Annotated in this window: 12 protein-coding genes; 9 read left to right on the top strand and 3 right to left on the bottom strand. The window is 48.7% G+C overall.

Annotation, left to right across the window (positions count from 1 at the left end):
- Positions 1–870 (top strand): sulfatase-like hydrolase/transferase (locus J4G07_18550; protein MCE2415987.1); only part of this gene is annotated, 870 nt, incomplete at its 5' end.
- 42 nt (positions 871–912) lie between these two features.
- Here the strand turns inward: J4G07_18550 and J4G07_18545 are convergent.
- The gene (locus J4G07_18545) at positions 913–1,380 is read right to left on the bottom strand and encodes an NUDIX domain-containing protein (GenBank protein MCE2415986.1); all 468 of its coding nucleotides are present in this window, start codon (positions 1,378–1,380) and stop codon (positions 913–915) included.
- A gap of 212 nt (positions 1,381–1,592) precedes the next feature.
- Between J4G07_18545 and J4G07_18540 the strand changes: the two genes are divergently transcribed.
- The 7 genes from J4G07_18540 (at position 1,593) to J4G07_18510 (ending at position 10,367) form a co-directional block, all read left to right on the top strand.
- On the top strand, positions 1,593–4,676 hold the full coding sequence (locus J4G07_18540; GenBank protein ID MCE2415985.1) for a PSD1 domain-containing protein: 3,084 nt from the start codon (positions 1,593–1,595) through the stop codon (positions 4,674–4,676).
- 12 nt (positions 4,677–4,688) lie between these two features.
- Positions 4,689–4,943 (top strand): type II toxin-antitoxin system HicA family toxin, encoded by a 255-nt coding sequence (locus J4G07_18535; protein MCE2415984.1) that lies wholly within the window; start codon positions 4,689–4,691, stop codon positions 4,941–4,943.
- Positions 4,940–5,287, top strand: coding sequence for a type II toxin-antitoxin system HicB family antitoxin (locus J4G07_18530; protein ID MCE2415983.1), 348 nt, complete (start codon positions 4,940–4,942; stop codon positions 5,285–5,287). Before J4G07_18535 ends, J4G07_18530 begins: the two co-directional genes overlap by 4 nt.
- A gap of 92 nt (positions 5,288–5,379) precedes the next feature.
- Positions 5,380–6,819, top strand: coding sequence for a DUF1501 domain-containing protein (locus tag J4G07_18525; GenBank protein ID MCE2415982.1), 1,440 nt, complete (start codon positions 5,380–5,382; stop codon positions 6,817–6,819).
- A gap of 48 nt (positions 6,820–6,867) precedes the next feature.
- Positions 6,868–8,151 (top strand): beta-lactamase family protein, encoded by a 1,284-nt coding sequence (locus J4G07_18520; GenBank protein ID MCE2415981.1) that lies wholly within the window; start codon positions 6,868–6,870, stop codon positions 8,149–8,151.
- 135 nt (positions 8,152–8,286) lie between these two features.
- Entirely contained in the window at positions 8,287–9,321 is a 1,035-nt protein-coding gene (locus tag J4G07_18515; protein MCE2415980.1) for a zinc-binding alcohol dehydrogenase, read from the top strand.
- Between the two features lie 98 nt (positions 9,322–9,419).
- Positions 9,420–10,367 carry a hypothetical protein gene (locus tag J4G07_18510; GenBank protein ID MCE2415979.1) on the top strand — a complete coding sequence of 316 codons (948 nt, stop codon included), beginning with the start codon at positions 9,420–9,422 and terminating at the stop codon, positions 10,365–10,367.
- Here J4G07_18510 and J4G07_18505 read toward each other — a convergent pair.
- Entirely contained in the window at positions 10,301–10,804 is a 504-nt protein-coding gene (locus J4G07_18505; protein ID MCE2415978.1) for a hypothetical protein, read from the bottom strand. The genes J4G07_18510 and J4G07_18505 overlap by 67 nt on opposite strands.
- 279 nt (positions 10,805–11,083) lie before the next feature.
- Positions 11,084–12,076, bottom strand: a complete 993-nt coding sequence (locus J4G07_18500; GenBank protein ID MCE2415977.1) for a Gfo/Idh/MocA family oxidoreductase — start codon at positions 12,074–12,076, stop codon at positions 11,084–11,086.
- 374 nt (positions 12,077–12,450) lie between these two features.
- On the opposite strand from J4G07_18500, the gene J4G07_18495 reads away from it, so the two are divergent.
- Positions 12,451–12,732, top strand: a complete 282-nt coding sequence (locus J4G07_18495; protein MCE2415976.1) for a glutaredoxin family protein — start codon at positions 12,451–12,453, stop codon at positions 12,730–12,732.
- Positions 12,733–12,763: the final 31 nt, after the last annotated feature.

The raw sequence follows: 12,763 nt of genomic DNA, 5'->3' as shown, positions 1-12,763 counted from the left end.
GAATATTTTGTTGATGCCCCTTACGACCGTCCGAGATCAAATCCGCTCTGTATGGCAGTAAGTCTCATAGCACCACATTATCCGTATCAGTGTCCTATGGATCTGTTTAACTACTACATGCAACGGGTGGAACCGATCGTCGAAGAACCAAACGAGCAGTTTGGATACGATGACTTTTTCAGGGTTCAAGTCGGTGAAGATGTTACCTACCGTCAGGCGCACCGAGCAACCGCGGCATACTACGGGATGATTGAGTGGATGGATGCCCAGTTCAATCGAGTTATTGAGAAATTGGAACATTTGAACGTCTTAGACGATTTTATCATCGTTTTCCTCTCTGACCATGGCGAGATGCTTGGCACAAAGGGGCTTTGGGAAAAACAGAGCTACTTTGAGGCTTCAGCACGGGTGCCGCTTTCGATCTGGTATCCGAAACGGTTTGGGAAAGAGCCGAAAATCATTGAGCAGAATGTCTCCTTAGTCGATCTGTTTCCAACTGTGTGTGAGTTAGTAGATATCCCTGCCCCCGATGAACTTGACGGACGTTCTCTTGTGCCGCTGATTGATGGAAATACCACCGACTGGCATGATACCGTTTATAGTGAACTGTGGCGTGCCCAAAACGGACCGTCTGTGATGGTCAAAGAGGGGAATTTAAAGTATTTTCGATTCAATAACGACAAGGGGTGGCCCGAACAACTTTTTGATCTTGCTAAGGACCCGGATGAACGCAACAACTTAATCGACGCATCTGCCTATGCCGACGCACTCTCAAAACTGCGCGTAAAAGCAGACGCATTACCCCCGCCACGCCGGAAAGATGAGAATAACAGATTTATTGACCCATATCGCCCGATCATGTCCAATTAAGTTGTACTCTCCAAATTTAGATGCTTCTATCTAAAAAATCTGTCATCTGATAAAAGTCGTCATTTCTCCACTATATGCATCTTTGATACGTTGCGTATGGTTCAAAAGCAAATCTAATTCCTGTATTTCCTGATAGGAAAAGAACCCATATTCGGTTGTTTCGCAACTCAGCCGGAGTTCACCATCCACAATTTCTGCTTCAAAGCATAAAGCCACCAACTGGATTTTGTTCCCGTCTCGATACACGATTAACTCGTGCGGGGTTGTGTAAATGCCGATTAAGCGTTTTATTGCAACCTGTAAACCTGTTTCCTCTTCAACCTCTCGTATACACGCCTCACTTGCACTTTCTCCAGGTTCCATCCCACCACTTGGCAAACACCATTGGTTATTATCCTCGCGTCTTGTTAGTAGAATTTTTTCGCGATGCTGATCGAAAATAACAGCTGAACATCCAACACGGATTGTGCCATTTTTCCCAATCCGATGTTCTGTAATAATTTTAGCCATTTCCATGTCTCCAGTTATTCCCAATATTATACTCTAAAGTATAATTAAAATTAAAATAATATTCGTGAAAATGGAATCTGCTGTTCGCGGGATTGCTTGCACATATTTCACTTTAATGATATACTACTGAACAACTTCGAGGATGGTAAAACTCACGTTCCCGTTGCGAGCGGACCTCGCCTGCACAGAAGAAATGGAGGAAAGATTCTATAATGCCACAGACATTGCTATCACGTTTAGGTACTACGATAGGCTTTCGCACCTGTTGTGCGAGTCTTATAATACTCCTATTGGGACTCGCTATCGCGCTACAACCTGTCTATGCCGAGAAGCTTCAATTCGACCGTGATATTCGACCGATATTGTCGGATAAATGCTATGCATGCCACGGTCCCGATCCCGCGGTCCGGCAAGCCAATCTGCGGCTTGATACAAAGGAGGGTGCCTTCTCTGCACCAAGCGGATATCCGATTATCGTGCCCGGTGAACCGGAAAACAGCGAATTGGTCCTACGCATAACACACGAAGACATTGACCAACGGATGCCACCGCAGATCTCCAATCGGCAGCCGACACAAGATGAGATCGATACACTCATCCAGTGGATTACTGAAGGGGCAGAGTGGGAAGAACACTGGGTTTACAGTCCCCCTGAACGGGTTGAACCACCCACCATCGAAAACACTACATGGATCCGCAACCCCGTTGATGCCTTCATACTTCGGAGATTAGAGGCAGAGGGTCTCACTCCGTCAACGGAAGCGGATAAACGAACACTTATCCGTCGTTTGAGTTTCGATCTCACTGGATTGCTGCCTACACCCGCTGAAGTAGAGCAATTCTTAAGAGATGAGAACACCAATGCCTATGAGACACTTGTCAACAGGCTTCTGTCTGAATCTCAATATGGCGAGCGAATGGCAATGTACTGGCTCGATCTGGTGCGCTATGCGGATACGAGCGGTTACCATGCTGACGAAAACGTGAGCATCTGGCCCTATCGTGACTATGTGATAAAAGCGTTTAACAACAACATGCCGTTTGATCAATTTACGGTCGAAAACCTCGCAGGCGATCTCCTGCCGGATCCAACACCAGCGCAAAAGGTCGCTGCCGGTTATAACCGTTTGAATCAGACCACCTCAGAAGGAGGCGCGCAGGCGAAAGAGTATCTCGCAATCTATGCCGCAGACAGAGTCCGAACGACTGCATCCGTCTGGTTAGGTGCAACGCTCGGTTGTGCCCAATGTCACGACCACAAGTTTGATCCATACACCGCGAAGGATTTTTACAGTTTCGCCGCGTTTTTCGCTGATGTCAAGGGACCGGGGGTATATCCCGGTAGAAGTAAGTGGGAACCCGTCGTAATGCTACCGACACCCGCACAAGAATCAGCATTGCAAGATATTGACGACGAATTGACAAAATTGGAGCGGGTGTTCAAAGCGTCATCGCCCGGATTGGAAGCGAAACAGACGGAGTGGGAAAACGAAGTTCTCTCGCTTCTTGACTCAACAGAACTGACCGACTTCGCGTGGATAGACGATGCTCAGGCAAACGGTGGTAGAACCGAGGGCACATGGAAATTTGTCGGTAAAAATGAAGCACCTGTTTTCAGTAAATTATACTCACGAAAACAGGCAGCGGAAGCAGGAAAGACAGTCCAACATGCCTTCCGTGGCGCGAATCGAAAGTTCACTTTAGCAGAGGATGACAGACTCTTTGCTTATGTCTGGATTGATCCCGAATCACCGCCAGAAACTGTTATGCTCCAGTGGAACGATGGAAATTGGGATCACCGGGCGTTTTGGGGTGAAGACAAAATTAACTTCGGTGAGATTGGAAGCGATACACCCGCTCACAAGCCGATGGGACCTCTACCTGCAGTCGGTGAATGGGTCCGTCTCGAAGTAGACCCAGCGGACGTTGGATTGGAACCGGGGAGTGTTCTGAACGGTATCGCTTTCGTCCAGTTTGGCGGCACTGCTTATTGGGATGTTGCTGGTATGGCAACGACTCGCGGCTCGGCGGTGAAGCATGCACATACGGAACAGGTTATTGCAGCAATTCAGGTCGATGCGTCTGTCAGGACGACACATCAGCGTGAGCAGATCGCCGCGGAGTATCGCCGTATCACACCTGCGCTTGATGGTATCCGGAATCAGATTGCAGACCTACAGAAGCAGAAAGGTGAAATCGAAACGCAAATTCCTTACTCACTTACCACTGAATCTACACTACCTCGAACGACACGCGTGCTACCGAGGGGTAACTGGCTGGACGATTCAGGCGAGATCGTCGAACCGATGGTCCCGACTTTCCTTGGTGATCTCGGTATCAAAAACCGCCGACCCACCCGTTTGGAGCTTGCATGGTGGATAGCGTCAATGGACAACCCGCTAACTTCTCGTACGTTCGTGAACCGACTTTGGGCACTCTACTTCGGGACTGGGTTATCCCGCGTCTTGGATGACCTCGGTGCACAAGGCGAATCGCCGACGCATCCTGAACTGCTTGACTGGCTCGCTGTCGAATTTGTGGAGAGCGGTTGGAATGTTAAGCACATCGTAAAACTTATCGTTACCTCAAACACTTATCGTCAATCCTCGAAATCAAACGAGATATTGGAGGAGAAGGACGCTTACAATCGCTTGCTGGCACGCCAATCACGCTGGAGACTGGATGCAGAGGTAGTTCGTGATAACGCATTGTTGCTGAGTGGACTTCTTATCCCAAAAATCGGTGGTCCGAGTGTGAGACCTTACCAGCCGGTGGGTTACTACTCGAACTTGAATTTCCCGAAGCGGGTTTATGTGCACGACGAGGGAGAAAACCAATATCGTCGTGGGCTTTATACGCATTGGCAGCGCACCTTCTTGCATCCGAGTATGATGGCGTTTGACGCGCCGAGCCGTCAGGAGTGTACCGCTGAGCGAGCCACATCTAATACGCCAATGCAAGCCTTGACGCTACTCAACGATCCAAGCTATGTTGAGGCGGCGCGCGTCTTTGCGGCACGGATTATTCAAGAGGGGGGTGAATCCGTCGCTGAGCGTATCAATTGGGCATACCAATGGACACTGTCTCGAATGCCACAGCCAAAGGAATTAGAGATTATAAAAAATCTCTACGAAAAGCACCACGCCGAATATACTGCTAACCTTGATGCTGCCAGTACTCTCGTGGCAACGGGTGAAGCCCCTCTAACAGAGGACGCTGAACCTGACGAATTGGCGGCGTGGACTTCTGTGGCACGGGTAATATTGAATTTGCATGAAACGATTATGCGATATTAAAGTTAGACGATAATGAATAAGCGACATGAGAGAACTTTAAACGCTATTTTCAGAACACCGATCCCGGCAACGTTAAAATGGCGGCAGATAGAGTCTCTCTTAATGGCATGTGGGGCAAAATCCGTTGAGGGAAGAGGATCCAGAGTGAGGTTTGAATTGAATGGCGTTACCGCAACGTTTCACCATCCCCATAAGCAAAAAGAAGCACGTTCTTACCAAGTGAGGGATGTGAGGCATTTTCTGGAGGAGGCAGGAATAATTCCATGAAGTACAAGGGTTATAGTGCCCATATTGAGTACAGCGAAGAAGATAGATGTCTTGTTGGACATATTGCAGGAATTACCGACATTGTTGGGTTTCACGCGGACACTGTCCCTGAACTTCAAGAGGCTTTTGAAGAAGCCGTAGACGATTATCTGGAAACGTGTGAGAGACTAAATAAATCGCCACAAAAACCGTATTCCGGAAATCTGAGGTTACAGATTCCTCCCGATGTCCACGTGGCCATTGCAAAGGCTGCTGAAGCCAGCGGGAAAGATCTCGACCAATGGGCAACAGAGACTTTCACTCATGCTGTCAATGACGCGTTGACTGTTCCGTCGAAAACCTAAACTCCATCAAATTAGGGGAATTTTTTAGTGTGATCGCGCTTGCAAAGCATCCATGTTAAGAAATTACAAAACAACGAACAGGAGGTATAGGTATGGCTATAGATATTCATGAAGAAACCGATCTTCGTCTTACACGGCGAACATTTCTGGGGAAAACTGTGCGGGGTGTCGGATCACTCGCACTCGCATCCTTACTGACACCCTCGCTTATCAATGCTGCGCCAGAGGTAGAGCGGTGGCAGGGGATTGTTACCACACCGCATGTGCCGCCGAAAGCGAAACGTATTATTCATCTCTGCATGGCGGGCGGTCCTTCGCACTTAGAGACTTTGGACTACAAACCGAAACTGGCGGAACTTGACGGGCAACCAATGCCGAAGTCTTTCACAGAAGGGCAACCGATCGCTCAACTCCAAGGACAAGCGGATTCACTCAAATGCCTCGGTCCAACGCATGAATTCAAAAAGTATGGAGCGTCGGGGCAGGAGATGAGTGCAGCGTTTCCGCATATCGGAAGCCTTGCCGACGATATTTGCATCGTCCGCTCCCTGAAAACTGAGCAGATTAATCACGATCCGGCACACACCTTCATGAACACTGGCACTGCGATCGCTGGCAGACCGAGCATGGGGTCGTGGTTGCTCTATGGACTTGGTAGTGAGAATGAAAATCTGCCGGGGTACGTCGTCCTCACCTCTTCTGGTGGTGGACAGGACCAGCCGATTGCAACGCGGCAATGGCATAGTGGATTCCTTCCAGGTCAGTTTCAAGGTGTTCAGTTCCACTCAACTGGCGATCCCGTCCACTACGTCACGAACCCTGGTGGTGTCAACACAGAACAGCAACGGGACGTTGTGGATGCCGTCCAAACCTTGAACGGTATGCTCGACGAAACCGTAGAGGATCCTGCGATCTCGACGCGGATTAGTCAGTATGAAATGGCATTCCGAATGCAGACGAGTGTTCCAGAATTGACGGATATCTCGAAAGAACCGCAGCACGTTCTGGATGCCTACGGCGCAGAACCCGGCGACGGATCTTATGCTGCAAATTGTCTCCTCGCACGACGATTAGCCGAACGCGGTGTGCGGTTTATCCAACTCTACCATCGCGGTTGGGATCATCACGGTGGCATTGAAAACGCCATCAAGACGACCTCAGGCTATGTTGATAAGGCAACCGCTGCACTCGTCAATGATTTGAAGCAGCGCGGTATGTTGGAGGATACCTTAGTGATTTGGGGCGGCGAGTTTGGTCGGACACCCATGGCACAAGGTACCGGGCGCGACCACCACATCAAGGGATTCTCGATGTGGATGGCTGGCGGCGGCATCAAAGGTGGTATCAGTTACGGTAACACCGATGAGTTGGGATATAATTCCGTTGAAAATATCGTGCATGTCCACGACTTCCATGCCACCATGCTGCATCTGTTCGGGATTAACCACGAAAAACTGGTCTACCGTTTCCAAGGACGGGATTTCCGTCTCACCGATGTCCACGGACATGTCGTCCAAGACATTCTGGCTTAAAAGTAGCAGGCACACTCGGTGTGACATCAGCGTTACAGAGTAATTTATATGAAAAAAACGAATAGGATTTTAGTACATATCTCGTTCTTGTTGGTTCTAACGGCATCTGTCTTCAGTCACGAACTCCCTATGGTAGAGCCTGAAGCAGTTGGACTTTCTACCGAAAGGCTCGCAAGGATTGATAAAGTCATGGAAACACACGTCGCGCAGCAAAAAATCGCTGGCGGCGTTACATTGCTTGCCCGGCACGGAAAGATCGCTCATCTCGGCACTTACGGTATGATGGATGTCGAGGCAGAAAAGCCGATGACACCCGACACCATTTTTCGTATTGCGTCGATGACGAAACCAATCACGAGTGTCGCTGTGATGATGCTCTATGAAGAGGGACATTTTCGGTTGAATGAGCCGGTCTCAAGGTTCATTCCCGCTTTCAAGGAGATGCACGTGTTGCCACCGGAAGATGCCGAAGATTCGGCTCAACCTGTCCCAGCAACACGGCAAATTACAATTTGGAATCTGCTCACCCACACCGACGGTCTAACCTATCACTGGAATGAGCGTTTAGGTCCGCAATACACTGCTGCGGATATCACCCACGGGCTTCTTCAAGATGAGAGCACGCTTGAAGAGAAAATGAAAGTACTGGCAACTATTCCGTTGTTACATCAACCGGGTGCCGAATTCGAGTACGGGCTGTCAATAGATTTGCTCGGTTACCTCGTTGAAGTCGTGTCAGGGATGTCGCTCAATGATTTTTTCTCCGAGCGTATTTTCAAACCACTCGGCATGAACGACACACATTTTTTTATCCCTGAAACAAAACGCCAGCGGATCGCAACAGTGTATGAGCGAACCAAAGATGGACCCATCGCGCGAAAGTCCCAAGAACCGACAGTGGACGGTTCACTGATCTATTCAACCGACTATCCTTACAAGGGTCCGCGAACCTATTTCTCCGGTGGTGGCGGATTGGTCTCCACTGCTCCTGATTACGTCCGCTTTGCGCAGATGATGCTGAACGGTGGAGAACTGAACGGTGTCCGATTGTTGAGCCGAAAAACCGTTGAATTGATGACTTCAAATCAACTCGCAAATACGGATGTTGACTTCGGATTCGGTTTAGGCTTTAGTATTGTCCGAGACAAATCAGACCTCAATGAGATCGGCTCAGTCGGGACATTTGGTTGGGGTGGTTTCTTCTTTACCAACTTTTTCATTGACCCTCAAGAACAGATGATTGGCATCTTTTTGTGCCAATTGCATCCCAGCGGTGGCTTGGATCTCGGAGAGAAAATTCGCATCCTCAGTTACCAAGCAATCGCCGACTAAAATCGAACACCAAGCCTGAAACGAAGTGGAAGGGCTTTTGCTTGGGTATCTCTTCAACTCCAGAAAAAATCGTGTTATACTTAAATTCCACGTCGTTTCCGCGCAAGGTAAATTAAAAAAAGGAAAATAGCCAGTATGTTAAGAGAACTCATTGCCCCCGCACAAGAACAGGTCGCTTTCCGAGAATATGAAAGCCAACCCTTGCAAGCGAACGAAATTCGAGTAAAGAGCCAGTTTGGTGCCGCCAAACACGGCTCAGAGATGGCATCATATAAGGGGTATGCAGGTCCGCGCGGTGGCTACGATGGCGAATATAAAATATTTCGAGCAGACGGTTCCGGCGGGATGGTGAGCTATCCTTCTGGACTGGGGAACATGTGTGTCGGCGAGGTGACTGAGATTGGCGCGGACGTTACCGAATTTGAGGTCGGAGAGCGGGTTTTTCGGCACAGCTCCTTTCGCGAAGAAAATGTTTGGTCCGCGGCAGGTGTCCGGAAACTTCCTGATGGTGTGCCTTGGCAGGCAGCCGTCTGTCTAGATCCAACAGATTTCGCCTTGGGTGCGGTGCGCGATGGTCATATCCGCATTGGGGACGCGGTGGCAGTCTTTGGAATGGGTGGGATCGGATTGATGGCACTGCAACTCGCCAAATTGGCGGGTGCCTATCCTGTAATTGGGGTCGATCCGCTCGAATTGCGCCGCAATGTAGCACTCGAATGTGGTGCTGATATGGTCATTGACCCTACAACAGATGATGCCGGTTTGGAGATAAAAAAAGCTACTGGCAAGCGCGGTGCCGATGTTTGTATCGAATATAGTGGTCATCATACGGCACTACAAGCCGCTATCCGCGGTGTGACGTATCTCGGAACAGTTGTCGCTGGCGCGTGGCCCGGTATCTATCCATCGGGATTAGATCTCGGTGCTGAAGCGCATTTCAATCGCCCTACTATTGTCTTCTCACGCGCCTGTAGCGAACCGAATCCCGAATACCCTAATTGGAATGAAGGCAGACTCTTTGAAATCAGCTGGCGGCTCCTTTGCGATGGCAGTCTGAAGTCTGAGCCTGTTATTTATCCTGTTGTCGATTTTGACGATCTATTGGACGAGTATCCGAAGATCGCAACACATCCGGGTGAGAATGTAAAGTTAGGCGTCCGATTCGCATAAGAGTGATTTTTAGGGTCTCGTCCTTTGAGTTTTAGTGTCATTGGATTATCCACTTAGGCAGCAGTCTCAAAAGCGTAAGTTTGGAAAAAAGGGAAATTATGACCGCTGGTATCCTACTGGTTTTAATGGGGCTTGCTTCATCCCAAATTATTGGCGACAACATCATGCGAAGCATTGAAGTGACACCGAAAATCGAAATCGTAGAGGTGCCGAGCGAATTTTCTGTCTTCAGACAAGTGGGCTGTGACAGATATATAAATGTTTTCGGCTTTCACATCTTCGCAAGCCCAACGACCCCTGAAGATAAACTCGCTCACGCCGCAGGCGTTTTGGCACAATACCTCGATAACGACGAAGACGGCGTTCCTGACAACACACGGGTTCTCAGTCACCTGGTAAGCCGAAACGTCTTCATCATTATGCCGGGGACACAAGAGGAGATGGAGGGGTTGGAAATGGATCTGGTAGAAGCGGCAGGCTACCGATTTGGTCAAGATCTATATGGCGAAGAAACCAAACCGGATTTCCTTGTCGATGGCAAAATCAATGCCCCGGATGGCTCGTACTACGACGGCGCATTAGAGGAAATTCTGCATCCTATTACACAACATGGTTATGCCAATGCTTACCCCGAGGTGTTCGGGGAGGTACGGGGGTCCATCTTAGCGAAGTCTATGGATGTCGCCCGCGGCGGATATTTCGAGCAAGTGCCAAAAGATGGTCCCAAGAGTGGATACCCAGCAGAAGCCTGGTATCACTATACGGATGAAACCTGTGACTATGGTTGCATGGTTACGGAGTATATCTACTGGGCTTTGACATCGATATTGGGGACACAAGATTTTCCAGGACGACACGAGGCACTCAACATCGAATGGGAGTTGAATACCAGAGAACTGGTTAGAATTAGGGATACTGCGGTGTATAAACTTCTAACAGACCCCCAATACAAATTCCCAACCAAAGCACCAGATGGCAACTACAAACCATTGGCATTTCCTGTTACGGTCGTTCCCATCATCCCTATAGAAGACGAAGATTCATAGCGGGTTTTAGGTAAGTATTGGGACAGGAGTTTATTAGCGTTCTCGCGCTGGTCCGCCCGAAATTTGTCCCACTCAAGCCACCATGGGAACTTGTCCCCCGATCTCGTCACGCCGAGCACATACGCCTCTTTGCCCAATCCTAATGCGTAGTCCGCCTCTTTCTTCCATTCAAAGGCGTTAAGCTTCTCCCACTTTACAAAATTTCCGTTAGAGACAATGCCAGCCTCCCTGATTTCAAATCGGTTTACGGAATACATGCGAAATAGGGAAAACATGGGTGCCACTATCACGGGCCAAAATTGTGGTGCAGACTGCCAACCCTCCCTGATTAGGAACACGATTTGCATAAGCATGAAACCCACCCACACAAGGATGACAAGCTTCAAAAGCACTTTGTGGCTTTTCGACGTAGGGAGGTGAAACAGCACTTGTCCCATCTTTCTCCGTCTCCAAGATAAATACCAAGGCAGTGCCACCAAGACGGACAGACACACAATGACAAAACAGATATTAATTATGACTAACATCGCTTACATCCGTCCTTAACTACTGTAATACTTTTTGTGATCTGATCGAGGACAATTCATCTAAGCCCACAAACGGCTCTGATGCGGGAGTGCTCCTGCTTAACACTATCATCCCACAATTGCTCAGTTAACATAAAGTATAATCAAATTTAAGAAGAATGTCAACAAAAAATTAAATCGGTTTCTTTATTATTGTCGGAGTCCTGCCGCCCGCAGCACAGTTTCCTGAACTGTGAACTCGTGGTCGAGGGAACGATCAGGGGATTTCTCGCCCCGAATATCGGCGACAAACGCTCGCAGGCTTTCGACGTAACGCGGTCGTCGCTCCACAGGCACCGTTTGCCAGCCTTTCGCGTACCCATCCCGCTCTTCATCAAGACACAACCGTAATTCTGGGGGTTCAAGCGGTTCAAGAATTGCGCTGCCGCGTGTTCCGTAGACTTCCAATCGTCTCGATTTCCCCGAATCCACCTCCAATGACGTTGACTCAAGAATAGCCAATGCTCTCGGATATTCAAGGATAGCCGCTGTATTGTTACGATACCACGGCACGTCATGTCCATCGTGCCTCGAAAAGGGTGTCACCCGTGTGGGTCGTCCTAACAATGCAACGATAATATCGGTGAGATGACAGGCGAGGATAAACATAATGCCACCGGAATGCTCACCGAGTGAATCCCAACGTTGCCAATGGGCATCGCTTGAAGGTCCTGATGAGATTCGCGCCCGAACGGAAAAAATATCACCGAGTTTACCGGCGTTTGCCCAATCAAGGATGAACTGAAAACCCGCGTTGTATCGGAACATATAACCGAGTTGAACGAGCAGATTTTTGTCTCGCGCGATGTCTAAGACCTCTTGAAATTCATCAAGGTTATCACCGGCAGGTTTATCGAACCATACATGCTTGCCGTGTTCGAGAATCTCCCGTGCAAAGGCGAGGTTCTGCGATACACGCCCCTGCGCCGCCACCCCAACGATTGTCTCATCTTCGAGTATCTCTTCTTTGGACGTAAACCAGTGAACGCCTTCGTAGACCGGGCTTTGACCGAGAGTCTCTCGGACTTCAGGTGATGGCTCAAAGACCCCGGCGAAGTCAATTTCATCACTTTCCTTCATTACGTTGGCTTTCCCTCCAGCGTGGTCGTGGGAAATACCGTATTGTGCAAGTCTCAATTTCACGTTTTTTCTCCTTAGATAGTATCATCTTTGGAACTTATGATTGCCAAAAGCATCAGGTAAAGTCTAACATGATTCTATCACAGAATCCAGGTTGATTCACGTAAAAAGTAAGTGCGATTTTTGGCGACTTGTGCTAAACTTTTTTAATTATACCTTTCGGGTAAACAACGGAGTTTGTCCTTTGACGATTTTCGCTCAAGAGCCGCCTGCGCCGTTGTTGCAGGCTGCCATTTAAGGCATGATTTGTCTTTGCTTTACACGTGTAAGGTACGGCGAGCACTCCACATCATTAAAAAATCTTTAAAAAACCCGTAGGGTTGAAATGTTGTAGAAGAGAACAGAGACACATAACTAAAAAGTTGAAAACCGAACCGATGCAACTCCAATTCTACACGAAACCGGATTGTCCGCTCTGCGACGACGCAAAGGCAGTGCTACAGAATATCAGAGCGAAAACATCGTTTATTGCGGTAGAAGAAATTGACATTACGAAGGATATGAGACTCTTCACAAAATATAAATATCTGATTCCTGTGCTTGAGCTGGATGGGCAAAGACTCTTTACACATCATGTCAACCGCTGGAAATTAATCTGGCAGTTGCGATGGCACCGGTTTCGGAGACTTATACCTCAAATAGGTAGGCGAGGTTTGTAACCTCGCCGATTCTAAAATCTGCCATAAAACT

The sequence above is a fragment of the Candidatus Poribacteria bacterium genome (assembly GCA_021295715.1).
In the GTDB taxonomy this organism is placed as follows: Bacteria; Poribacteria; WGA-4E; order WGA-4E; family WGA-3G; genus WGA-3G.
The sequence above is the reverse complement of the archived record's forward strand: the minus strand, read 5'-3'. Positions and strand labels throughout refer to the sequence as shown.

Bases quoted from the DNA above. Each gene is read 5' to 3' on its own strand.
- J4G07_18545 (MCE2415986.1), bottom strand. From the start codon at position 1,380: ATGGCTAAAATTATTACAGAACATCGGATTGGGAAAAATGGCACAATC.
- J4G07_18540 (MCE2415985.1), top strand. From the start codon at position 1,593: ATGCCACAGACATTGCTATCACGTTTAGGTACTACGATAGGCTTTCGC.
- J4G07_18535 (MCE2415984.1), top strand. From the start codon at position 4,689: ATGAATAAGCGACATGAGAGAACTTTAAACGCTATTTTCAGAACACCG.
- J4G07_18530 (MCE2415983.1), top strand. From the start codon at position 4,940: ATGAAGTACAAGGGTTATAGTGCCCATATTGAGTACAGCGAAGAAGAT.
- J4G07_18525 (MCE2415982.1), top strand. From the start codon at position 5,380: ATGGCTATAGATATTCATGAAGAAACCGATCTTCGTCTTACACGGCGA.
- J4G07_18520 (MCE2415981.1), top strand. From the start codon at position 6,868: ATGAAAAAAACGAATAGGATTTTAGTACATATCTCGTTCTTGTTGGTT.
- J4G07_18515 (MCE2415980.1), top strand. From the start codon at position 8,287: ATGTTAAGAGAACTCATTGCCCCCGCACAAGAACAGGTCGCTTTCCGA.
- J4G07_18510 (MCE2415979.1), top strand. From the start codon at position 9,420: ATGACCGCTGGTATCCTACTGGTTTTAATGGGGCTTGCTTCATCCCAA.
- J4G07_18505 (MCE2415978.1), bottom strand. From the start codon at position 10,804: ATGGGACAAGTGCTGTTTCACCTCCCTACGTCGAAAAGCCACAAAGTG.
- J4G07_18495 (MCE2415976.1), top strand. From the start codon at position 12,451: ATGCAACTCCAATTCTACACGAAACCGGATTGTCCGCTCTGCGACGAC.